Raw genomic sequence first — 21,970 nt, forward strand, 5'->3', positions numbered from 1 at the left:
GAGCTGGCTTGTCGTGTGACGAACCACGCTCCTACAGGGGTAGCGTCTCCAATTCGGTGAGACGAGCCCGATAAGCCCCCGCCATCGCCCTGACCTCCGCCTGCGACGCCTGCTCCAGCGCCGGCCCGGCTACCCGCAGGAAATTCGCGTTGCCGCCTTCCAGCGCCCGCTGCAGCCACAGCAGCGCTTCATCGAGCTGCCCCTGCCCCGCCAGCATCGCCGCATGGCTGAACTGACCGCGAAAATCGCCGCCCTCGGCCGAACGCCGATACCACTGTCGCGCCGCCGGCAGGTCGGCCTGGCAGTGCCGGCCCTCCTCCAGATAGCGCCCGAGCAGGTTCATCGACTTGGCATGGCCCATCTGCGCCGCGCGGCGATAGCAGGCCAGCGCCAGCTGATGGTCCTGGGCCACGCCACGTCCGGTCGCCAGCAGGTTGGCCAGGTTGTAGATGCCCCAGTCCAGCCCGGCATTGGCCGCATGGCGGTAATGCAGCGCGGCCTGGACCACGTCCTCGGCACCGCCCCAGCCATGCTCCAGGCAACGTCCGAGCATGTTGTGCGCCATCGCGCTGCCCTGCTGCGCGGCAATGCCGAACCAGCGCCGGGCCAGGGCCGGATCCTGTTCGATGCCGCGCCCATCCAGGAGAATCTGCCCCAGCAAGGCCTGGGCCTCGACCACGCCCTCGGCCGATGCCATCAACAAGGCCTGGGCCGCCTTCGCCGGACTCTGTTCGAGCATCTGCCCCAACTCGTCGGAACCCACCACCTCCTCGCGCCGCAACTGAAACGTCATGCCTCAGACCTCGACCCAGCGCCGCAGCAGGTTGTGATAGGTGCCGGTAAGCTGCAGCAGGGACGGATGCTCCGGCACGTCGGCGGTCAGTTGCTGGATCGCGTTGTCCATCTCGAACAGCAGGGCGCGCTGGCTGTCCTCGCGGACCAGGCTCTGCGTCCAGAAGAACGCCGCATAGCGCGCGCCACGAGTCACCGGGTTGACCCGATGCAGGCTGGTGCCCGGATACAGCACCAGGTCCCCGGCCGCCAGCTTGACCCGCTGCATGCCATAGGTGTCCTGGATTTCCAGCTCGCCGCCGTCGTAGTCCTCCGGGTCGCTGAAGAACAGGGTCGAGGACAGGTCGGTACGCACCCGCTCCACGCTGCCGCGCGGCTGGCGCACGGCATTGTCGATATGGAAGCCGAAGCTGCCGCCTTCGCGATAGCAGTTGATCAGCGGCGGAAACACCTTGTGCGGCAGCGCCGCGGACATGAAGCGCGGGTTGCTCCACAGCCGCTCGAGCATCGCCGTGCCGATTTCCTTGGCCAGCGGATGGGCCTCCGGCAACTGCAGGTTGTGCTTGGCCTTGGCCGACTGGTAGCCCGCGGTGATCTTGCCGTCGGCCCAATCGGTCTTCTCGAGTGCCTCGCGGATGCGCAGCACTTCCTCGCGGTTGAACAGGCCGGGAATGTGTAAAAGCATGGCGATCTGGCACCTGATGGAAAAGATGCCAATGGTATTGATTCTTATCCAGTAGCCACAAGCCCCATCCGAGGGGCGGACATTGATCCGCGACAAAATTCCCTGACAAAGGTGTAAAGAATGTAAATGCCAGTCTTTCTCAATTGTGACTGTCAATCACTTGCTCTTATATTCCGCCCCCTCGAAACCTTGGGAGGGGGTCCACCTGATGTCGCGTCAATTCGTACCAGCCACTGTCAGTTCACCGCGCTTGCTCGCATCCGCCATCGGTGTCGCGCTCACCGCAACGTCCGCCGCGCACATGGCCTGGGCCGCCGAGCCAGCGCCTGCCAGCCAGGACGGTTCGATCGCCCTCGACGCCACCAGCGTCACCGGCCAGGCCGAACAGGCCAGTACCGACTACAAGGTGGAAAAGGCTTCTTCGCAGAAGTACACCGCGCCGCTGGTGGACACGCCGCGCTCGGTCACGGTGATTCCGCAGCAGGTCCTCAAGGACACCGGCGCCGTCTCGCTGCAGGACGCCCTGCGGACCGTACCGGGCATCACCTTCGGTGCCGGCGAAGGCGGCAACCCGCAGGGTGACCGTCCGTTCATCCGCGGCTTCGACGCGCAGGGCGACACCTCGATCGACGGCGTGCGCGATACCGGCGCGCAGACCCGGGAAATCTTCGCCGTGGAATCCATCGAGGTCAGCAAGGGCCCGAACTCGGCCATCAACGGGCGCGGCGCCGCCGGCGGCAGCCTCAACCTGGTGAGCAAGGCGCCGAAACAGGCCGACTTCACCAACGGCGCCTTCACCTACGGCTCCGACCAGACCCGTCGCTACACCCTCGACGTCAACCGCCAGTTCCTCGACACCGCGGCGTTCCGCCTGAACCTGATGAGCCACGAGCAGAACGTGGCCGGACGCGACGCGATCGACTACGACCGCTGGGGCGTGGCACCGTCGGTGACCTTCGGCCTCGGCACGCCGACCCGGGTCAACCTGAACTACTACCACCTGGAAAGCGACGACCTGCCGGACTCGGGCATCCCCTATGGCTACAAGCTGGCCGGCGCCACCGCGCCACACGTCCACGACAAACCGGACGACGGCGGCGACAGCAGCAACTTCTATGGCCTGAAGGGCCGCGACTTCCGCAAGACCCGCGCGGACATCAGCACCATCAGCATCGAGCACGACATCAACGACTCGATGACCCTGAAGAACACCCTGCGCCATGGCAACACCGGCCAGGACTACGTGCTGACCCAACCCGACGACAGCGCCCACAACGTCAGCCAGTACGGCACCGTATGGCGCCGGGCCAATACGCGGATCAGCAACACCGCCACCACCACCAACCAGACCGACCTGTTCGGTGAATTCCAGGCGCTGGGCTTCAAGCACAGCTACTCGACCGGTCTCGAGTTCACCCAGGAAGACACCATGACCAGCAGCTACGTGGTCACCCCGAACAGCAAACTGACCTGCAACCCGGGTACCCGTCCGTATTGCACCTCGCTGGCGAACCCGAACCCGAACGATCCGTGGACCGGCAGCGTCAAGCGCAACTACGCCAGCGTCACCAACACCGACTCCACCACCCGCGCGGCCTATGCCTTCGACACCATCGAGCTGGACCCGCAATGGCAGTTGAACCTCGGCACCCGCTACGACGCCTTCGACACCACCGCCAAGAGCAGCACCACCGGCAAGGCCAGCAACAACAGCCACTTCTGGAGCTGGCAAGCGGGCCTGGTGTGGAAGCCGGCCGAGAACGGCAGCATCTATACCTCCTTCGCCACCTCGGCCACCCCGCCGGGCGGCCTGGTCGACGGCGCCGAGCCTAACCCGCTGACCGCGGGCAACAGCACCCTGGTCAGCGACCTCGAACCGGAAACCACCAAGAACTACGAGATCGGCACCAAGTGGGACGTGTTCCACAACCGTGTCGCCCTGACCGCGGCGATCTTCCGCACCGAGAAGGAAAACACCCGCATCCTGGTGTCCAACAACACCTACCAGAACGCCGGCACCACCCGCGTCGACGGTATCGAACTGGGTGCCAGCGGCAAGCTCACCGACAAATGGCAGGTCTTCGCCGGCTACAGCTACCTCAAGAGCGAAGCCGTGGACCCGGGCCTGGCTGGCCGCAGCGGCGTGGTGACCGCAGGTCCGAACCCGGCCAAGGGCAACGAACTGCCGAACACGCCGAAGCACAGCTTCAGCCTGTGGACCACCTACGACGTGACCGACAAGCTGACCCTGGGTGGTGGCGCGTTCTATGTCGACGATGTCTGGGGTGACGTCAACAACACCGTCTACGTGCCGTCCTACGTGCGCTACGACGCCATGGCCAGCTACAAGCTGACGAAGAATGTCGACCTGCAGCTCAACGTGCAGAACCTGACCGACGAGGTCTACTACGACAAGGCCTACGCCGCCCACTTCGCCAACCAGGCCGCGGGCCGCACCGCCCTGCTGACCACCAGCTTCCACTTCTGAGGTCGCTGACGGTCCAGCCCCGCTCACTCAAGTGAGCGGGGCTTTTGTGTATCAAGGCATAATAGGCGAATCAATTCGCATTCCCTGTAACGACTAGGTGGTCGCTGTGGTGAAAAAGACGTTGTTCCAACTGCACTGGTTCTTCGGCATCACGGCCGGCCTGGTGCTTGCACTGATGGGCATCACCGGGGCGGCCTATTCGTTCCAGGACGAGATTCTCCGGGTGATCAACCCGCAGGTGCTCAAGGTCCAGGTCCGCGACAGCGGCGTGCTGCCGCCGGCCGAACTGGTGCGGCGGGTCGAGGCGAGCGAGGGCAAGAAGGTCGCCATGCTCTGGGTCGAGACCCACAGCGACGCCGCCGCCCGCGTGTTCTTCACCCCGCCACCGGGGGAGCGCCGCGGCCAGCTGCGCTATGTCGATCCCTATACCGGCGAGTTCCAGGGCGATGTCGCCGGTCTCGGCTTCTTCAACCTGATGCTTAACCTGCACCGCTTCCTCGCCATTGGCGATATCGGCCGGCAGATCACCGGCGCCTGCACCCTGCTGCTGGTGTTCTTCTGCCTCTCCGGCCTGTACCTGCGCTGGCCGCGCCAGGCACTGAACTGGCGCGCCTGGCTGACCCTCGACTGGGCCAAGAAAGGCCGCGCCTTCAACTGGGACCTGCATGCGGTGTTCGGCACCTGGTGCCTGCTGTTCTATCTGCTGTTCGCCCTGACCGGGCTGTTCTGGTCCTACGAGTGGTATCGCGCAGGTCTCAACAAGCTGCTGGCGGACAAACCGGCCGCCGGCCAGGAACAGAAACGCGGCGAGGGTCGCGGCGGACGTGGCGGCCCGCCCAAGGCCGATCCGAACGCGCCGGCGCTGGTGGTCGACTACGACGCCATCTGGGCCAGCCTGCAGAAAGCCGCGGGGCCGGGCCTCGCCGCTTACAACCTGCGTCTGCCGCCGGTCGGTGGCCAGCCGGCGACGCTGTTCTATCTGCTCGACGATGCCGCCCACGAGCGCGCCCTCAACAGCCTGACCATCGATCCGGCCAACGGCCAGGTGAAGCGTCAGGAGGTGTACACCGACAAGTCGTTCAAGGCGCAGTTGCTGACCAGCGTCTACGCGCTGCATGTGGGCAGCTACTTCGGCCTGCCGGGACGGATCATCGTCACCCTGGCCAGCCTGACCATGCCGTTGTTCTTCGTCACCGGCTGGCTGCTGTACCTCGATCGCCGGCGCAAGAAGCGCCAGGTCCGCGCCGCGCGCGGCGGTCTGAAGCCGTCTGCCGACCAACAGAATGGCTGGCTGGTGGGCTTCGCCAGCCAGAGCGGTTTCGCCGAGCAACTGGCCTGGCAGAGTGCCGGGCAATTGCAGGCCGCCGGGCTGCCGGTGCGGGTGCAGTCGCTGGCCAGCCTGAGCGAAGAGGACTTGCGCCAGAGCCAGCGTGCGCTGTTCGTGGTCAGTACCTTCGGCGACGGTGAAGCGCCCGACAGTGCCCGCGGTTTCGAGCGCAAGGTGCTCGGCCAGCCGTGGGCCCTGGGTGACCTGGACTACGCCCTGCTCGCCCTCGGCGATCGCCAGTACCCGCATTTCTGCGGCTTCGCCCGCCGCCTCGACGCCTGGCTCGGCGAGCGTGGCGCCCGCGCCCGGTTCGCCCCGGTGGAGGTGGATAGCGCCGACCCGCTGGCGCTGCAGCGCTGGCAGCAGCAGTTGGCCGAACTGAGTGGCAGCAGCACGGTGCCGGCCTGGCAGGCACCGACCTTCGAGGCCTGGACCCTGGCGCGTCGCGACCTGCTCAACCCTGGCAGCCAGGGTCAGCCGGTGTTCCTCCTTGGCCTGACTCCGCCGTCGCCGGCGCAATGGGATGCCGGTGACCTGGTGGAGATCCTGCCGCGCCAGGCGCCGCAGCGGATCGAGCAGTTCCTCAAGGGCCTCGGCCTGGATGCCACCACGCCGGTGCAGGTGGACGGCCTGCGGGAGCCGTTGTCCGTGGCCCTGGCCAGCCGCCAGTTGCCGGTCAGCCGCGAGCATCTGGTCGGCCTGCACGCCCAGGCGCTGGTGGATGCGCTGATTGCGCTGGATGCCCGCGAGTACTCCATCGCCTCGATCGCCGCCGATGGCGTGCTGGAACTGATCGTGCGCCAGGAGCGGCATCCGGACGGATCGCTCGGCCTTGGCTCGGGCTGGCTGACCGAACACCTGGCGATTGGCGGCACACTGAGCCTGCGCCTGCGTCGCAACAGCGGCTTCCATCTGCCGACGGAACCGGCGCCGATGATCCTGATCGGCAACGGCACCGGCCTGGCCGGGCTGCGCAGTCTGCTCAAGGCGCGTATCGCCAGCGGCGAACAGCGCAACTGGCTGCTGTTCGGCGAACGCAATCGCCAGCAGGACTTCCTCTGTGCTGATGAATTGCAGGGCTGGCTGGACAGCGGCGACCTGGCGCGCCTGGATCTGGCGTTCTCGCGGGACCAGGCGGACAAGGTGTATGTCCAGGACCTGCTGCGCGAGCAGGCGGGCAAGCTGCTGCACTGGTTGAACCAGGGGGCGTCGATCTATGTCTGCGGCAGCCTGCAGGGCATGGCCGGGGGTGTGGATGCCGCGCTCGACGAGCTGCTGGGCCGGGCGAAGGTCGAGCAGTTGATCGAGGACGGGCGTTATCGGCGGGATGTGTATTGACCGCCGCCTGACTCCTGTAGGAGCGTGGCTTGCCCGCGAAGGACCGCGCCAGCGGTCCCAGACCTCACCGCTATCAGGGACCGCTGACGCGGTCCTTCGCAGTGGTTCGTCACACGACAAGCCAGCTCCTACAACCCGGTCACGCCGCAATCACATCAGTGCAATTCGAAACTATCGGCATCCAGGTTGGCCGGGAACTTCGTCCGGTAGGCCGCCAGCTCCGCCGCTTTCAGCACCACGGTAAACACCCCGTCCGCCTCCCCCGCGCTCAGCAGGCTTTCGCCCTGGAAGTCCAGGACCTGGCTGTCGCCGGTGTAGGCAAAGCCCTTGCCATCGGTGCCCACCCGGTTCACCGCCGCCACGTAGCACAGGTTCTCGATCCCCCGCGCCGGCAGCAGGCGGTTCCAGTGCTGGCGCCGCGCCGCCGGCCAGTTGGCGGTGTACAGCAGCAGGTCGGTGTCCTGGGCATCACGGCTCCACACCGGGAAACGCAGGTCGTAGCAGATCAGCGGACGCACCCGCCAGCCCTTGAGCTCGAACTGTACCTGGCGCTCGCCCGGGGTGTAGTGCTTGTGCTCGCCGGCCATGCGGAACAGGTGGCGCTTGTCGTAATGCAGGATCTCGCCGTCCGGACGCGCCCAGAGCAGGCGGTTGCGATGGCTGCCGTCGGCGGCCTGGATGATCACGCTACCGGTGATCACCGCGTCGATCCGCTTGGCCTGGGCCTTGAGCCAGGCATAGGTCGGACCGTTCTCCGGTTCGGCCAGACGCTCGGATTCCATGGAGAAGCCAGTGGTGAACATCTCCGGCAGGATCACCAGGTCGGCGCCGCGGGCCTGGTCGAGCAGGCTTTCGAAGTGCTCGTAGTTGGCCTGGCGGTCCTGCCAGATCAGGCTGGTCTGGACCAGGGCAAGGCTCAGGTTGGGCAGGCTGCTCAGATCGCGCATAGTTTTTCCGCTGCCTCGCGCAGCGTCTCCTCGCGTTTGGCGAAACACAGGCGCACCAGGCGCTGTTCGGGAATGGGCTGCTGGTAGAACACCGACACCGGAATGGTCGCCACACCGTGCTCGCGGGTCAGCCACAGGGCCATGTCGACGTCGTTCAGGTCTGGGCGGATCGCCGAATAGTCGACCAACTGGAAGTAGGTGCCGGCCGAGCGACGGAACTGGAAGCGCGACGGCGCCAGCAGGTCGCAGAACAGATCGCGCTTGGCCTGGTAGAAGGCCGGCAGCTCGTCGATATGCTCGGGATGACTGGCCATGAAGTCGGCCAGCGCCCACTGCAAGGGGGTCACCCCGCAGAAGTTGACGTACTGGTGGACCTTGCGCAGCTCGGCGCTCAGGGCCGGCGGCGCGATCACATAGCCGGTCTTCCAGCCGGTGACGTGGTAGGTCTTGCCGAACGAGCTGACCACGAAGGCGCGCTGATACAGCGCTGCATAGCTCAGCACGCTGGCGTGGGTGACGCCGTCGAACACCAGGTGCTCGTAGACCTCGTCGCTGATCAGGTAGATATCGCGCTCGGCGATCAGCGCCGCCAGCTGGTCCAGGTCGGCGCGGGTGATCAACGCGCCGCTGGGGTTGTGCGGCGAGTTGATGATGACCATGCGCGTCTTCGCACTCAGGGCATCGCTGAACTTCTGCCAGTCGATGCTGAAGTCGACCGGGTCCAGCTGCACATGCACGCAGCGGCCACCGGCCAGTTCCACGGAAGGCTCGTAGCTGTCGTAGCTGGGGTCGAAGACGATCACTTCGTCGCCGGCGCGGATCACCGCCTGGATGGCACAGAAGATGCCCTCGGTGGCGCCCGGAACGATGGTCACTTCATGATCGGCATCGACACTGACGCCGTAGTGACGGGCGATCTTCGCCGCCACCTGCTGGCGCAGCGCCGGCAGCCCGGTCATCGGCGAATACTGGTTGTGCCCGGCGCTCACATGCCGCCCCACCGCATCGAGCAGGGCCTGCGGGCCATTGAAGTCGGGGAACCCCTGGGACAGGTTCAACGCGCCGGTCTGTACGGCGAGCTGAGACATGGTGGTGAAGATGGTCGTGCCGACATTCGGCAGCTTGCTGCTGATCATGAAGCCCTCTTTCCTGCGGACCCGGCCCACGCGCGGTAGACCACCGAGCATAGCGGATCGACGGGGCAGGAAAAAGGTTGTAACACGCGGCCGGCGGAGGGCGCTGACCGGGATCAACAAGGCGTGCGGCGCAGGGGCTGGCCCTGCGCCGCGACGCGCTTACTTGCGCTTGTCCTTGCGCTTCTTCTCGGCTTTCTTGTGGTGCGACATCAACCGGCGCTTCTTGTTGACCTGGCGGTCGGTGAGGGTGTTCTTGTTGCCCTCGAACGGGTTGTCGCTGCCCTTGTACTCGATGCGGATCGGCGTACCGACCAGCTTGAGCACGCGGCGGTAGGTGTTTTCCAGGTAACGCGAGTAGGAACGCGGGACCTTCTCCACCTGGTTGCCGTGGATCACGATGATCGGCGGGTTGGCACCACCGAGGTGGGCATAGCGCAGCTTGATGCGGCGACCGTTGACCATCGGCGGCTGGTGCTCGCTGACCGCGTCCTCGAGGATCTGGGTCAGGCGGCTGGTCGGCCAGCGGGTGACCGCCGACTTGAAGGAGTTCTGCACCGACTGGTACAGGTTGCCGACGCCGGTGCCGTGCAGTGCGGAGATGAAGTGGATGTCGGCGAAGTCGACGAAGAACAGCCGGCGCTCCAGCTCGGTCTTCACGTAGTCGCGCTCGCCCGGCTGCATGCCGTCCCACTTGTTCAGGGCGATGACGATGGCACGGCCGGCCTCGAGGGCGAAGCCCAGCAGGTTGAGGTCATGGTCGACCACGCCTTCGCGGGCATCCATGACGAAGATCACCACGTTGGCGTCCTTGATCGCCTGCAGGGTCTTCACCACCGAGAACTTCTCGACTTCCTCGTGGATCTTGCCGCGCTTGCGCACCCCGGCGGTGTCGATCAGGGTGTACTTCTCGTCGTTGCGCTCGAACGGAATGTAGATGCTGTCGCGGGTGGTGCCGGGCTGGTCGTAGACCACCACGCGCTCTTCACCGAGCATGCGGTTGACCAGGGTCGACTTGCCGACGTTCGGCCGGCCGATGATGGCGATCTTGATGCCGTCCTTTTCGCTCGGGCCGGGGATGCGCGTGGCTTCCTCGCCTTCGGCGACGTTTTCGTCGAGGGACTCTTCTTCCTGGTCGCGCGGTACGTCACCGAGGACGATTTCCATCAGCGAATTGATGCCACGGCCTTGCGAGCCGGCCACCGGGATCGCGTTGCCCATGCCCATCGGGGCGAATTCGGCGCGGGCGGTGTCCGGATCGATGTTGTCGATCTTGTTCGCCACCAGGAACGACTGTTTGTTCCGCTTGCGCAGGTGCTCGGCGATCATCTGGTCGGCGGCGGTCAGGCCGGCGCGGGCGTCCACCAGGAACAGCACGTAGTCGGCTTCTTCGATGGCCATCAGCGATTGCTCGGCCATCTTCTCGTCCATGCCCGCCTCGTCACCGGTGATACCGCCGGTGTCGATCAGGATGTAGGAACGGCCCTGCCAGCGCGCTTCGCCGTACTGGCGGTCACGGGTCAGGCCCGAGAGGTCGCCGACGATGGCATCGCGGGTCTTGGTCAGGCGGTTGAACATGGTGGACTTGCCGACGTTCGGGCGACCCACCAGGGCGATTACGGGAACCATGCGGCTCTCCATTGCGTAAATTCAGAAAATACAAAGGCCGCTGCGGGGCAGCGGCCGGAGTTTGGGGCGTCGTCTCACGACGTCGCGGCCCGGGGCCCGAAGGCCCCAAGCATAGACTTACTTGATGGTCAGCGCCTCGAGGGTACCGCTGTTGCCATACACGTAGATCATGTTGCCATCGACCAGCGGACGGGCGCGCAGGCCGTCGCTGTCGATACGCTCACGGCCGACGAAGCGGCCGTCCACCTGGCTCAGCAGGTGCAGGTAACCTTCCAGGTCACCGACCGCCACGTAGCTGGAGAACACTTCCGGCGCCGACAGTTGACGGCGAGCCAGTTGGTCGTTGCTCCACAGCGCCGAGGACGAACGCTCGTCGATCCCTTCGACGGTGCCCGAGGCCCCGCTCACATACACGTTGCCGAAGCCCTGGGCCACGCCGGTGTAGCTGGAGGCATCGCGCTGCCAGAGGACACGACCGCTTTCCAGGTCGAGGCCGGCGACGCGGCCCTGGTACGTCGAGACGTACAGGGTGCCAGCCGACAGCAGCAGGCCGCCGTCGATGTCGACCACGCGGTCCAGCTCCGAACGACCTTGCGGAATCGCGACACGCTGCTCCCACACCGGCACGCCGTTGCGGGTATCCAGGGCGACCACCTTGCCGCTGGACAGGCCAGCGACCGCCAGTGCGTTGGTCACTACCGGCGCACCGGTGCCGCGCAGGGTCAGGACCGCCGGGGTGCTGTCGTAGATCCAGCGACGGTCGCCGGTGGCGGCGTCGAGACCGATCACCCGGTCATCCTGGGTCTGCACCACGACGATGTCGCCGTTGGTCGCGGGCGGGGCCAGCACTTCGCTGGTCACGCGGGCCGACCATTTCTTCTCGCCGGTGCTGGAATCCAGGGCGATCACTTCGCCCTTGAGGGTGCCCAGCAGGACCATGCCGTAGCCGACACCGACCGCGCCGGAAACCGGCAGCTCCAGGTCCTTCTTCCAGATCACGTCGCCGTTCATGCGATCCAGGGCCATCACCACGCCGGTGACGTCGGATGCGTAGATACGGTCGTTCTCGATCGCCGGAACCAGCATGTTGAAGGTTTCGCCCTGACCGTCACCGATCGAACGACTCCACTGTTTCTGCAATACCACCTCTTCGGTGAACTTGGTCAGCTCGGCCGGGGGCAGTTCCTTCTTGCTGTTGCTGCTGCAACCCACGGCCAGGATGGCCAGGCTCAGCACTGCTGCATGTTTCCAACCGATCACGTCAGGCATCCCCTTTGGCCAGGTCGTCGAGCTTGAGTTGCAGGCCACCTACCGCGTCGTCATCGGACAGCGCGGCCTTGGCCTTTTCGTATGCGGCATGGGCATCGGCGGTACGGCCCAGTTGCACCAGCAGGTCGCCCTTGAGCTCCTCGCGGGAGGCAACGAACGCCTTGTCGGCATCGCCGTCGAGCAGCTTCAGGGCTTCGTCGGCCTTGTTCTGCGCGCCCAGCACGCGGGCCAGGCGCTGACGGGCGATTTCGCCCAGGGTCGCGTCGGCCGGCTTGTCGTAGATGCTCTTCAGCTCGGCAGCGGCATCGTCCAGCTTGCCGCCGTCCACCGCGACCTTGGCCACGAACAGGCTGCCGTACTGGGCGTAGGCGCTACCACCGAACTCGCTCTTGAGCTTGCCCGACAGTTCGGCGACCTTGGCCGCGTCCGGCGTGCCGGTCGGCGTCAGCGAAGTTTCCAGCAGGGCCTGATAGAGGTTCGAGGCGCCTTGCGACTGGTTGTTCTGGTACTTGTGCCAGGCTTGCCAGCCAAACACGATCACCAGGGCCAGCAGACCGCCAGTGACCAGTGGCTTGCCATTGCGCTCCCACCAGTCCTTGACCGCGGCCAGTGTTTCATCATCGGTACTCGACACCCCAATACTCCTTTCGACAATTCGGCTGTGGGCGCTTCACGCCTGCGCGAGGGAAGCTTCCAGGTGCTCGGCCAGAGCATCCCAGGCAATGTTTTGTTGTTCGCCCTGACCACGCAGGGGTTTGAAACCTACCACTTGTTGCGCCAGCTCGTCCTCCCCGAGGATCAGGGCGAACAGTGCGGCGCTCTTGTCGGCCTTCTTGAACTGGCTCTTGAAGCTGCCGCCACCGGCGTTGACCTGCAGGCGCAGGTTCGGCAGGCGATCACGCAGACGCTCGCTCAGTTGCAGGCCGGCCAGCTCGGCCGCTTCGCCGAAGGCGCAGAGGTAGACGTCGACCTGGCGGGAGATCGACTCGGGCACCAGCTCCAGGGTTTCCAGGAGCAGGATCAGGCGCTCGATCCCCATGGCGAAACCGACGCCGGGGGTCGGCTTGCCGCCCATCTGCTCGACCAGGCCGTCATAGCGGCCACCGGCACAGACGGTGCCCTGGGCGCCGAGTTTGTCGGTGACCCACTCGAACACGGTCTTGCTGTAGTAGTCGAGGCCGCGCACCAGCTTGGTGTTGATCACGTAGGGAATGCCGGCGGCATCCAGGCGTGACTTGAGGCCTTCGAAGTGAATGCGCGACTCTTCGTCCAGGTACTCTTCCAGCTTCGGCGCGCCGACCAGGGCGGCCTGTGTCCGGGCGTCCTTGCTGTCGAGGATGCGCAGCGGGTTGGTCTTCAGGCGGCGCAGGCTGTCTTCGTCCAGCTGGTCGAGACGGGCGGAGAGGAATTCCACCAGGGCCTCGCGGTAACGGGCGCGGGCTTCGCTGGTGCCAAGGCTGTTGAGCTCCAGGGTCACCGCGTCGCGCAGGCCGAGCTGGCCCCACAGGCGCCAGGTCAGGGCGATCAGTTCGGCGTCGATGTCCGGACCCTGGAGGTTGAACACCTCCACGCCGATCTGGTGGAACTGGCGATAGCGGCCCTTCTGCGGACGCTCGTGGCGGAACATCTGGCCGATGTACCAGAGTTTCTGCACCTGCTCGTTGCCGCTGATACCGTGCTCCAGCACCGCGCGCACGCAGGCGGCGGTACCTTCCGGACGCAGGGTCAGGGAGTCGCCGTTGCGGTCGGTGAAGGTGTACATCTCTTTTTCGACGATATCGGTCACTTCACCGATGGAACGCTTGAACAGCTCGGTGAACTCGACGATCGGCGTGCGGATCTGGCGATAGCCATAGGTATCCAGCAGGCCCGCCACAGTGCTCTCGAAATAGCGCCACAGGGGCGTCTGCTCGGGCAGGATGTCGTTCATGCCACGAATGGCTTGCAGCGATTTGCTCACGAAAAATCCTTAACGAAAACGGTAGCGGTCAACCGCGGGCAATCACTGCCGCGTCGGCCTCGGCCTTCTCGGCCGCTTTCTGGCGGATGAGCCTTTCCAGGTCATCCACCAGGTTGTCATTGGTCAGTTTCTGCGCCGGCTTGCCATCGATGTAGATCAGGTTCGGTGTGCCGCCGGTCAGCCCGACATGAGCTTCCTTGGCTTCACCGGGGCCGTTGACCACGCAACCGATCACCGCGACGTCCAGCGGCACCAGCAGGTCTTCCAGACGGCCTTCGAGCTCGTTCATGGTCTTGACCACATCGAAGTTCTGCCGCGAGCAGCTCGGGCAGGCGATGAAGTTGATGCCACGGGAACGCAGGTGCAGCGACTTGAGGATGTCGTAACCGACCTTCACTTCCTCGACCGGATCGGCCGCCAGCGAGATGCGGATAGTATCGCCAATCCCCTCGGCGAGCAGCATACCCAGACCGACCGCCGATTTCACCGTGCCCGAGCGCAACCCACCGGCTTCGGTGATGCCCAGGTGCAGCGGCTGCACGATCTGTTTGGCCAGCAGGCGGTAGGCTTCGACGGCCATGAACACGTCGGAGGCCTTCACACTGACCTTGAAGTCCTGGAAATCCAGGCGATCGAGGTGCTCGACATGGCGCAGCGCCGATTCCACCAGCGCCGCCGGGGTCGGTTCGCCGTATTTCTTCTGCAGGTCCTTTTCCAGCGAGCCCGCGTTGACGCCGATGCGGATCGGGATGCCGCGGTCACGCGCGGCATCGACCACCGCGCGCACACGGTCTTCGCGACCGATGTTGCCCGGGTTGATGCGCAGGCAGTCGACGCCCAGCTCGGCCACGCGCAAGGCGATGCGGTAGTCGAAGTGGATGTCGGCGACCAGCGGCACGCTGACCTGCTGCTTGATACGGCCGAAGGCTTCGGCGGCATCCATGTCCGGTACCGAGACGCGGACGATGTCGACGCCGGCGTCGACCAGACGGTTGATCTGCGCCACGGTGGCGGCGACGTCGTTGGTATCGGTGTTGGTCATGCTCTGGACGGCGATGGGAGCATCGCCGCCGACAGGTACGTTACCGACCCAGATTTTCCGGGATTCGCGACGTTTGATCGGAGATTCGCCGTGCATGACTTATTGTCCCAACTTCAGGCGAGCGGTCTCGCCACTGGTGAACGGAGCGACATCGACCGGCTGGCCGTTCCAGCTGATCTGCGCGCCGCGGGCAACGCCCAGGCGCACGGCGAACGGCGGCTTGCCGGCCAGTTCGAGGGTTTCACCCTTGCGCTTGATGCCGCTGTACAGGACCTTGCCGTTGCCGTCGGTGACCGAGGTCCAGCAATCGGCGGTGAACTGTACATGCAGTTGGCCACTGCCGGCTGGCGCTGCGACAGGCTGGGTGGTCGCAGCCACAGGGGCCGGCGTGGCGGCGGCGACGACCGGAGCGGTCACCGGCGCAACCGGGGCGACCGGTGCAGCAGGTGCGGGCGTTGCGGCAACCTGGGCAACCGGTGCGGTAGCAGCGCTCGGCGTGGCCGGTGCGGCGGTCACGGCTGGCGCGCTGGTCACCGGCGCGACCGGGGTGGCGGCTGCCGGGGTTTGCGGCGCGGCTTCGGCAGCGCCGGCTGGCGCCTGCTCGGTGAGCGGAAGCACGGTTTCAGGTTGTTCGCCCGCGGTCACGGCCTGGTCTTCCGGCTCGTCCAGCGGATGGATCTGGGTCGTGCCGTCGGCACTTTCCACTTCGATATGTTCCGGGGCGATGCTGAACAGTTCCTTGCCGGCGTTGCCGCTCTGGTCTTTCCACCAGACGAAGCCACCGCCGACGACGACCACCAGCAACAGCAGGCTGACGATGCGCAGGATGTTGTGCGACAGGCGCACCGGCTCCTCGATGCGGCCCAGCGCGTGCACGTCGCTGCCCTGGGCATGGGTGCCGGTGCAGTGGTCGAAGGACTGGACCAGGGCGGCCTGGTCCATGTCCAGCAGTTTGGCGTAGGCGCGGATATAGCCGCGGGCGAAGGTATGCCCAGGCAGCTTGTCGAAGGCGCCGTCTTCGAGGTTGTTCAGGGAACTCACGGTCAGATTGAGCTTGCGGGCCACTTCGGCCTGCTCCCAGCCCCGCTTTTCACGGGCCTGACGCAGAATCTCACCGGGATTTTCGCGAGTCGCTGCTGCTGCTTCGGGATGCGCCGCTTTCATCATTGCTCCGACAGGTATTGCTGGTATTCCGGCGTACCGGGATAAAGTCGTTGTAATTGCAGGCCCAGTTCGCTGGCCTTGGTCGTTTCTGCGAAGACCGTTGCCAGGCGACTGCCAAGCAACAGGCTGCGGGCGCTCGGTTCACTCAGACGGCTGTGCCGGTCGTAGAAATCGCGAGCCGGCACATAATGCCTGTCTTCGTAAGACATCTCAGCCATTTCCAGCAGGGCTTTGGGCTGCGTCCGGTCGAGACGCAAGGCTTTCTCCAGGTATTCCCGCGCCTGGTCGCGCTGCCCCAGCTTCAGAGAGGTCAGGCCGAGGTTCTCGAACACCCGGGACCGCTCAGGATACAGGGTATCGGCCGCGGCTTGGCGAAACATCTGCTGTGCCTTGGCATATTGCCCGTGAGCGTAGAGAAAGCTGCCGTAGTTGTTGCGGATCCGCGCATCGGAGGGCGTGGCCGACAGGGCCTTGCGAAAGTGCGCCTCGGCCAGTTCGGTCTCGCCTTCGCGCTGGAACACCAGGGCCAGTGCCGCATTGGCCTGGGCATCGTCGGCACCGAGTTCGAGGGCCTTCTTCAGCGGAATCTTCGCCCGCTCGGTCTGGCCTTGCTGCAGATACCCCAGGCCCAACTGCACATAGGCCTGGCGCGCTTCGTCACGCGCCTTGCCGCTGAACTTTGCGCCGGAACCGCCGGAGCTGACACAGCCGCACAGCAGCGTCGTCAGCAGAACAAGCGGCAGCGCGGCGCGCAGGGTCATGGCGATCCTCGTCTCAGTTGCCCGCCACGCCGTTGGAATCGGCGTCGGCGTTCAGTTGCCGCACGGCGATGTAACGCTCACTGCGACGGGTGCGGTCCATCACCTGGCCGACCAGCTGGCCACAGGCGGCGTCGATGTCCTCGCCACGGGTGGTGCGCACGGTGACGTTGAAGCCCGCGTGGTGCAGGTGATCCTGGAAGCGACGGATGGCGTTGTTGCTCGGACGCTCGTAGCCGGAGTGCGGGAACGGGTTGAACGGGATCAGGTTGATCTTGCACGGCACGTTCTTGAGCAGCTCGGCCATTTCCACGGCGTGTTCGAGCTTGTCGTTGACGTCCTTGAGCAGGGTGTACTCGATGGTCAGCACGCGCTTCTCGCCCAGTTCCGACATGTAGCGCATGCAGGAGTCGAGGACGACCTTGAGCGGGTACTTCTTGTTGATCGGCACCAGTTCGTTGCGCAGCGCGTCGTTCGGCGCGTGCAGCGACAGGGCCAGGGAGACGTCGATGTGCTTGGCCAGCTCATCGATCATCGGCACCACGCCGGAGGTGGACAGGGTCACCCGGCGCTTGGAGATGCCGTAGCCGAGATCGTCCATCATCAGGTGCATGGCAGCGATCACGTTGTCGAAGTTCAGCAGCGGCTCGCCCATGCCCATCATCACCACGTTGGTGATGGCGCGGTCGATGGTGGCCGGCACGGAGCCGAACGACTTGTTGGCAATCCACACCTGGCCGATCACTTCGGCGGCGGTGAGGTTGCTGTTGAATCCTTGCTTGCCGGTGGAGCAGAAACTGCAGTCCAGGGCGCAACCGGCCTGGGACGATACGCACAACGTACCGCGCTTGCCCTGGGGGATGTAGACGGTTTCGACGCAACTGCCGGAGGCGACGCGCACGACCCACTTGCGGGTGCCGTCCGAGGAAATGTCCTCGCTGACCACTTCCGGGCCGCGAATCTCGGCGCGAGCCTTGAGTTTTTCGCGCAGGGCCTTGCCGACGTTGGTCATGGCGTCGAAATCATCGACGCCAAAGTGGTGAATCCATTTCATTACCTGGCCGGCACGGAAGCGCTTCTCCCCTATCGAGTCGAAGAACTTTTCCATTTCCGGTTGGGTCAGCCCCAACAGGTTGATTTTGTCGGTAGATGTCGTCATGGATTCACCCTCACTCGTCAGCCGTGGCTTAGCGAGTGGTTACCTCGGTAGCTGCGAAGAAGTAGGCGATTTCGCGAGCGGCAGCGGCTTCGGAGTCCGAACCGTGGACGGCGTTGGCGTCGATGGACTCGGCGAAGTCGGCACGGATGGTGCCTGGAGCGGCTTCTTTAGGGTTGGTGGCGCCCATCAGCTCACGGTTGCGAGCGATGGCGTTTTCGCCTTCCAGAACCTGAACGACAACCGGACCGGAAGTCATGAAGGCAACCAGGTCGCCGAAGAAGCCGCGCTCTTTGTGCTCGGCGTAGAAGCCTTCGGCTTCGGCCTTGGACAGTTGCTTGATTTTCGAAGCGACGATTTTCAGGCCGGCGTCTTCGAAACGGGTGGTGATCTTGCCGATCACGTTCTTGGCAACGGCGTCAGGCTTGATGATGGAGAAAGTGCGTTGAACAGCCATGGTGTAACTCCAGAAACAGTAAGTGATGCGAAAAATTAAACCCGCGAATTATACGCGGGTTCCGGGGGATTGCCTAACCTGCCGAGCGCGCGTCAGTCGGCTTCTTCGATCCAGGCGGCCTGGATGGCTTCCAGGACCTTCTCGCCACCGCGGGACGGATCGTCGCTGAAGTCCGGCAATGCCAGCACCCAGCTGTGCAGATCGACGAAATTCAGGTAGCGAGGATCGACTTCCGGCTTGCTTTCGGCAAGCTGGATAGCAATTTCAAGTACATCAACCCATTTCAGACTCATGTCGACTCCGGGAATCAGTGCGGCGCTTCGGCGGCGTGGTTGAGCGAGTACTTCGGAATTTCGATGGTCAGGTCTTCGTCACCGACCTTCACCTGGCACGCCAGGCGCGACTGTGCTTCCAGGCCCCAGGCCTTGTCCAGCATGTCTTCTTCCAGTTCGTCCGCTTCTTCCACCGAGTCGAAGCCTTTGCGCACGATGCAGTGGCAGGTGGTGCAGGCGCACACCCCGCCACAGGCGCTTTCGATCTCGATGTGATGGTCATGGGCCAGTTCGAGAATGGAAGTCCCCGGTGCTGCCTCGACGGTCAGGCCGTCCGGACAGAACTTCTCATGGGGCAGAAATGTTACCTGCGGCATCAGTTATCCTCGATCTCATTCAGGTTGCGCCCGGCCAGTGCGGCTTTTACCGTCGAATCAAGGCGCCGGGCGGCAAAGGCATCGGTCACCTGCGACAGACGCTTGGTCTGCTGCTCGATGGCCGCGCCATCGGTGCCGTTCATCAAATCACGCAAGTCTTGCATCTGTTGTTCGATCGCCGCGCGCTCCTCGGCATCCAGCAGGCGCTCGCCATCGGCGTCGAGGGCGCCCTGCACCGCTTCGAGCAGGCGCTCGGCGTCGACCTGGTGCTCACGCAACTGCCGCGCGGCCTTGTCGTTGCCGGCATGTTCGAAGGAGTCCTTGAGCATGCGCGCGATCTCGCCGTCGGTCAGGCCGTAGGACGGCTTGACCTGGATGCTCGATTCGACGCCCGAACCCAGCTCCCGTGCCGAGACGCTGAGCAGGCCGTCGGCGTCGACCTGGAAGGTCACGCGGATCTTCGCCGCACCGGCGACCATGGCCGGAATGCCGCGCAGCTCGAAGCGCGCCAGGGAACGGCAGTCGCTGATCAGTTCGCGCTCGCCCTGGAGCACGTGGATCATCATCGCGCTCTGGCCGTCTTTATAGGTGGTGAATTCCTGGGCGCGGGCGACCGGGATGGTGGTGTTGCGCGGAATCACCTTCTCCATCAGCCCGCCCATGGTTTCCAGGCCCAGGGACAGCGGAATCACGTCGAGCAGCAGCAGCTCGCCGCCTTCACGGCGGTTGCCGGCCAGGGTATCGGCCTGGATCGCGGCGCCGATGGCGACCACCTGGTCCGGGTCGATATCGGTCAGCGGCTGACGACCGAACAGCTCGCCCACGGCGCTGCGCACCCGCGGCACACGGGTCGAACCACCGACCATGACCACCGCGCTGACCTCTTCCAGCTCGATGCCGCTGTCGCGCACGGCGCGGCGGCAGGCCTTGAGGCTGCGGGCGATCATCGGTTCGATCAGCGCATCGAAGGCAGCACGGGTCAGCTCGGCCTGCCAGGCGTCGTAGCGCACGGTCACGGCGTCGGCGTCGGTCAGGGCTTCCTTGGCCGCGCAGGCGGTTTCCAGCAGGCGACGCTGGGCGCCCGGGTCGAGGTCGGAAGACAGTCCGGCGGACTGCACGATCCAGCTGGCGATGGCATGGTCGAAATCGTCGCCGCCCAGGGCGGTATCGCCACCGGTGGCCAGCACTTCGAAGACCCCGCCGGTCAGGCGCAGGATGGAAATGTCGAAGGTCCCGCCACCCAGGTCATAGATGGCCACGACGCCTTCGGCGTTCTGGTCCAGGCCATAGGCCACGGCAGCCGCGGTCGGCTCGTTGAGCAGGCGCAGGACGTTGAGACCGGCCAGACGCGCGGCGTCCTTGGTGGCCTGGCGCTGGGCGTCGTCGAAATAGGCCGGAACGGTGATCACCGCCCCCACCAGCTCGCCGCCGAGGCTGTCTTCGGCACGCTGACGCAGCACCTTGAGGATGTCCGCCGACACTTCCACCGGGCTCTTCGCGCCCTGCACGGTGTCGATGAACGGCATGTGCGACTCGCCGCCGACGAAGCGGTACGGCAGTTGCTCGCCGAGCTGCTTGACGTCCGCCAGGCCACGGCCCATCAGGCGCTTGACCGAGAGAATGGTGTTCAGCGGATCGGCCGACGCGGCCTCGCGGGCGGCATGGCCGACGTCGACGCGGTCGGCGTGGTAGCGCACCGCGGACGGCAGGATGACCCGGCCTTCGGCGTCGGGCAACGGAGCGGAAAGACCACTGCGCAGGGCAGCGACCAGCGAATTGGTGGTGCCAAGGTCGATACCCACGGCCAGACGACGCTGGTGGGGTTGAGGGCTCTGACCGGGTTCGGCGATCTGCAGTAGGGCCATGCTTATCTGAATACCAAAGGTGTCGCCACGGGCGGCACCGGGTTAATCGTCGAGGCGCTCTTCCAGCTGGCGCACTTCGTAGGCGAGCTTGTCGAGGAACTGCATGCGGCGCATCAGGCGCTCGGCCTGATCACGCTGCGCGGCATCGTTCCAGCAGGCGGCGAACTCCTCGTTGAGGGCTTCCTGGGCGACTTTCAGGCGGCGCTTGAACGCGGCAACGCCATCGAGGTCGGCACTGTCCTGGAGGTCTTCGAGCTCTTCGCGCCATTGCATCTGCTGGAAGAGGAACTCGGGATCGTGGACGGTGACTTCCTGCGGCACTTCGTGACCGCTGATCGCCAACAGGTAACGCGCCCGACGGGGCGCGCTCTTGAGGGTCTGGTAGGCCTCGTTGAGACCGGCGGAGCGCTCCAGCGCCAGGCGCTGCTCGCGCTCGGAGGCATCGGCGAAACGATCCGGGTGCACGGCGCGGGCCAGCTCGCGGTAGCGGGTGGCCAGCTGGTCCAGGTCCAGGCGGAAGTCCGGTTGCAGGTCAAACAGGGCGAAATGACAAGGAGTACCCACGCGCAGCCTCAGACGTTGAAGCTTTCGCCGCAGCCACACTCACCGCGCACGTTGGGATTGTTGAACTTGAAGCCTTCGTTCAACCCTTCCTTGACGAAATCCAGTTCGGTGCCGTCGAGGTAGACCAGGCTTTTCGGATCGATGATCACCTTCATGCCATGGCTTTCGAAGACCTGGTCTTCATCGTTCGGCTCGTCGACGAACTCCAGCACGTAGGCCAGGCCGGAGCAGCCGGTAGTGCGCACGCCCAGGCGAATGCCATCGCCTTTGCCGCGTCCTTCGAGGGAGCGCCGCACGTGGTTGGCGGCGGCTTCTGTCATGCTGATAGCCATCGAGACTCCTTGACCTGCATCCAGGCTGTTAGATCAAACCTTTCTTCTGCTTGTAATCGCGGACAGCCGCCTTGATGGCGTCTTCAGCGAGTACCGAGCAGTGGATCTTGACCGGCGGCAGGGCCAGCTCTTCAGCCAGCTGGGTGTTCTTGATGGTTTCGGCTTCGTCCAGGGTCTTGCCCTTCATCCACTCGGTGGCGAGGGAGCTGGAAGCGATGGCCGAGCCACAGCCGTAGGTCTTGAACTTGGCGTCTTCGATGACGCCCTGCTCGTTGACCTTGATCTGCAGGCGCATCACGTCGCCGCACGCCGGAGCGCCGACCATGCCGGTGCCGACATCCGGGTCTTCGGCATTCATCTTGCCGACGTTGCGCGGGTTTTCGTAGTGGTCGATGACCTTTTCACTGTATGCCAT

At 65.1% G+C, this 21,970-nt stretch carries 21 protein-coding genes; 2 read left to right on the forward strand and 19 right to left on the reverse strand.

All coding sequences use genetic code 11. The annotated features are described in order from the left end of the window. Positions 1-31: 31 nt before the first annotated feature. On the reverse strand, positions 32-793 hold the full coding sequence (locus RTI28_RS04125) for a tetratricopeptide repeat protein (RefSeq protein WP_316919255.1): 762 nt from the start codon (positions 791-793) through the stop codon (positions 32-34). 3 nt (positions 794-796) lie between these two features. Further along, positions 797-1,477 (reverse strand): Fe2+-dependent dioxygenase, encoded by a 681-nt coding sequence (locus RTI28_RS04130; protein WP_042120824.1) that lies wholly within the window; start codon positions 1,475-1,477, stop codon positions 797-799. Between the two features lie 208 nt (positions 1,478-1,685). Between RTI28_RS04130 and RTI28_RS04135 the strand changes: the two genes are divergently transcribed. Further along, the gene (locus RTI28_RS04135) at positions 1,686-3,965 is read left to right on the forward strand and encodes a TonB-dependent siderophore receptor (protein ID WP_316919256.1); all 2,280 of its coding nucleotides are present in this window, start codon (positions 1,686-1,688) and stop codon (positions 3,963-3,965) included. Between the two features lie 106 nt (positions 3,966-4,071). Next, positions 4,072-6,630 carry a sulfite reductase flavoprotein subunit alpha gene (locus RTI28_RS04140; RefSeq protein ID WP_316919257.1) on the forward strand — a complete coding sequence of 853 codons (2,559 nt, stop codon included), beginning with the start codon at positions 4,072-4,074 and terminating at the stop codon, positions 6,628-6,630. 155 nt (positions 6,631-6,785) lie between these two features. On the opposite strand, the gene RTI28_RS04145 is transcribed toward RTI28_RS04140, so the two are convergent. The 17 genes from RTI28_RS04145 to iscU form a co-directional block, all read right to left on the reverse strand. Then, positions 6,786-7,577, reverse strand: coding sequence for an amidohydrolase (locus RTI28_RS04145; RefSeq protein WP_316919258.1), 792 nt, complete (start codon positions 7,575-7,577; stop codon positions 6,786-6,788). Further along, on the reverse strand, positions 7,565-8,713 hold the full coding sequence (locus RTI28_RS04150; protein WP_316919259.1) for a pyridoxal phosphate-dependent aminotransferase: 1,149 nt from the start codon (positions 8,711-8,713) through the stop codon (positions 7,565-7,567). The genes RTI28_RS04145 and RTI28_RS04150 overlap by 13 nt, the downstream gene beginning before the upstream one ends. 159 nt (positions 8,714-8,872) lie before the next feature. Further along, entirely contained in the window at positions 8,873-10,339 is a 1,467-nt protein-coding gene (gene der, locus RTI28_RS04155; protein ID WP_316919260.1) for a ribosome biogenesis GTPase Der, read from the reverse strand. Positions 10,340-10,456: 117 nt separating this feature from the next. Further along, on the reverse strand, positions 10,457-11,608 hold the full coding sequence (gene bamB / locus RTI28_RS04160) for an outer membrane protein assembly factor BamB (RefSeq protein ID WP_316919261.1): 1,152 nt from the start codon (positions 11,606-11,608) through the stop codon (positions 10,457-10,459). Further along, the gene (locus RTI28_RS04165; protein ID WP_316919262.1) at positions 11,601-12,242 is read right to left on the reverse strand and encodes a tetratricopeptide repeat protein; all 642 of its coding nucleotides are present in this window, start codon (positions 12,240-12,242) and stop codon (positions 11,601-11,603) included. The genes bamB and RTI28_RS04165 overlap by 8 nt, the downstream gene beginning before the upstream one ends. Positions 12,243-12,278: 36 nt before the next feature. Further along, positions 12,279-13,568 (reverse strand): histidine--tRNA ligase, encoded by a 1,290-nt coding sequence (hisS, locus tag RTI28_RS04170; RefSeq protein ID WP_316919263.1) that lies wholly within the window; start codon positions 13,566-13,568, stop codon positions 12,279-12,281. A 28-nt stretch (positions 13,569-13,596) separates the two neighbouring features. After that, complete coding sequence (ispG, locus tag RTI28_RS04175) at positions 13,597-14,706, reverse strand: flavodoxin-dependent (E)-4-hydroxy-3-methylbut-2-enyl-diphosphate synthase (protein WP_316919264.1); 1,110 nt, start codon at positions 14,704-14,706, stop codon at positions 13,597-13,599. 3 nt (positions 14,707-14,709) lie between these two features. After that, a complete protein-coding gene (locus tag RTI28_RS04180; RefSeq protein ID WP_316919265.1) occupies positions 14,710-15,774 on the reverse strand; it encodes a RodZ domain-containing protein in 1,065 nt (354 codons plus the stop codon). Further along, complete coding sequence (gene pilW, locus RTI28_RS04185; RefSeq protein ID WP_316919266.1) at positions 15,774-16,535, reverse strand: type IV pilus biogenesis/stability protein PilW; 762 nt, start codon at positions 16,533-16,535, stop codon at positions 15,774-15,776. Before pilW ends, RTI28_RS04180 begins: the two co-directional genes overlap by 1 nt. A 13-nt stretch (positions 16,536-16,548) precedes the next feature. After that, positions 16,549-17,691, reverse strand: coding sequence for a 23S rRNA (adenine(2503)-C(2))-methyltransferase RlmN (gene rlmN / locus RTI28_RS04190; RefSeq protein WP_042120836.1), 1,143 nt, complete (start codon positions 17,689-17,691; stop codon positions 16,549-16,551). A 28-nt stretch (positions 17,692-17,719) separates the two neighbouring features. Continuing rightward, a complete protein-coding gene (gene ndk / locus RTI28_RS04195) occupies positions 17,720-18,145 on the reverse strand; it encodes a nucleoside-diphosphate kinase (RefSeq protein WP_009398515.1) in 426 nt (141 codons plus the stop codon). 92 nt (positions 18,146-18,237) lie between these two features. Further along, positions 18,238-18,438: a Fe-S cluster assembly protein IscX gene (gene iscX, locus RTI28_RS04200; RefSeq protein WP_042120837.1), complete on the reverse strand. Its 201-nt coding sequence runs from the start codon at positions 18,436-18,438 to the stop codon at positions 18,238-18,240. Positions 18,439-18,452: 14 nt separating this feature from the next. Continuing rightward, positions 18,453-18,794 (reverse strand): ISC system 2Fe-2S type ferredoxin, encoded by a 342-nt coding sequence (gene fdx, locus RTI28_RS04205; RefSeq protein WP_042120838.1) that lies wholly within the window; start codon positions 18,792-18,794, stop codon positions 18,453-18,455. Then, entirely contained in the window at positions 18,794-20,659 is a 1,866-nt protein-coding gene (gene hscA / locus RTI28_RS04210) for a Fe-S protein assembly chaperone HscA (RefSeq protein ID WP_316919267.1), read from the reverse strand. The genes fdx and hscA overlap by 1 nt, the downstream gene beginning before the upstream one ends. Before the next feature lie 42 nt (positions 20,660-20,701). Next, the gene (gene hscB / locus RTI28_RS04215) at positions 20,702-21,223 is read right to left on the reverse strand and encodes a co-chaperone HscB (RefSeq protein WP_009398509.1); all 522 of its coding nucleotides are present in this window, start codon (positions 21,221-21,223) and stop codon (positions 20,702-20,704) included. A gap of 8 nt (positions 21,224-21,231) precedes the next feature. Continuing rightward, on the reverse strand, positions 21,232-21,555 hold the full coding sequence (iscA, locus tag RTI28_RS04220) for an iron-sulfur cluster assembly protein IscA (protein WP_316919268.1): 324 nt from the start codon (positions 21,553-21,555) through the stop codon (positions 21,232-21,234). A 28-nt stretch (positions 21,556-21,583) separates the two neighbouring features. Then, positions 21,584-21,970, reverse strand: a complete 387-nt coding sequence (gene iscU / locus RTI28_RS04225; RefSeq protein WP_003248539.1) for a Fe-S cluster assembly scaffold IscU — start codon at positions 21,968-21,970, stop codon at positions 21,584-21,586.

This window comes from Pseudomonas sp. zfem002 (assembly GCF_032621685.1).
Lineage (GTDB): Bacteria > Pseudomonadota > Gammaproteobacteria > Pseudomonadales > Pseudomonadaceae > Aquipseudomonas > Aquipseudomonas japonica.

Bases quoted from the DNA above. Each gene is read 5' to 3' on its own strand.
- ispG (WP_316919264.1), bottom strand. From the start codon at position 14,706: ATGCACGGCGAATCTCCGATCAAACGTCGCGAATCCCGGAAAATCTGG.
- RTI28_RS04145 (WP_316919258.1), bottom strand. From the start codon at position 7,577: ATGCGCGATCTGAGCAGCCTGCCCAACCTGAGCCTTGCCCTGGTCCAG.
- rlmN (WP_042120836.1), bottom strand. From the start codon at position 17,691: ATGACGACATCTACCGACAAAATCAACCTGTTGGGGCTGACCCAACCG.
- fdx (WP_042120838.1), bottom strand. From the start codon at position 18,794: ATGCCGCAGGTAACATTTCTGCCCCATGAGAAGTTCTGTCCGGACGGC.
- hscA (WP_316919267.1), bottom strand. From the start codon at position 20,659: ATGGCCCTACTGCAGATCGCCGAACCCGGTCAGAGCCCTCAACCCCAC.
- ndk (WP_009398515.1), bottom strand. From the start codon at position 18,145: ATGGCTGTTCAACGCACTTTCTCCATCATCAAGCCTGACGCCGTTGCC.
- RTI28_RS04125 (WP_316919255.1), bottom strand. From the start codon at position 793: ATGACGTTTCAGTTGCGGCGCGAGGAGGTGGTGGGTTCCGACGAGTTG.
- iscA (WP_316919268.1), bottom strand. From the start codon at position 21,555: ATGGCTATCAGCATGACAGAAGCCGCCGCCAACCACGTGCGGCGCTCC.
- RTI28_RS04135 (WP_316919256.1), top strand. From the start codon at position 1,686: ATGTCGCGTCAATTCGTACCAGCCACTGTCAGTTCACCGCGCTTGCTC.
- pilW (WP_316919266.1), bottom strand. From the start codon at position 16,535: ATGACCCTGCGCGCCGCGCTGCCGCTTGTTCTGCTGACGACGCTGCTG.
- RTI28_RS04130 (WP_042120824.1), bottom strand. From the start codon at position 1,477: ATGCTTTTACACATTCCCGGCCTGTTCAACCGCGAGGAAGTGCTGCGC.
- RTI28_RS04180 (WP_316919265.1), bottom strand. From the start codon at position 15,774: ATGAAAGCGGCGCATCCCGAAGCAGCAGCAGCGACTCGCGAAAATCCC.
- RTI28_RS04150 (WP_316919259.1), bottom strand. From the start codon at position 8,713: ATGATCAGCAGCAAGCTGCCGAATGTCGGCACGACCATCTTCACCACC.
- iscX (WP_042120837.1), bottom strand. From the start codon at position 18,438: ATGAGTCTGAAATGGGTTGATGTACTTGAAATTGCTATCCAGCTTGCC.
- iscU (WP_003248539.1), bottom strand. From the start codon at position 21,970: ATGGCATACAGTGAAAAGGTCATCGACCACTACGAAAACCCGCGCAAC.
- bamB (WP_316919261.1), bottom strand. From the start codon at position 11,608: ATGCCTGACGTGATCGGTTGGAAACATGCAGCAGTGCTGAGCCTGGCC.
- der (WP_316919260.1), bottom strand. From the start codon at position 10,339: ATGGTTCCCGTAATCGCCCTGGTGGGTCGCCCGAACGTCGGCAAGTCC.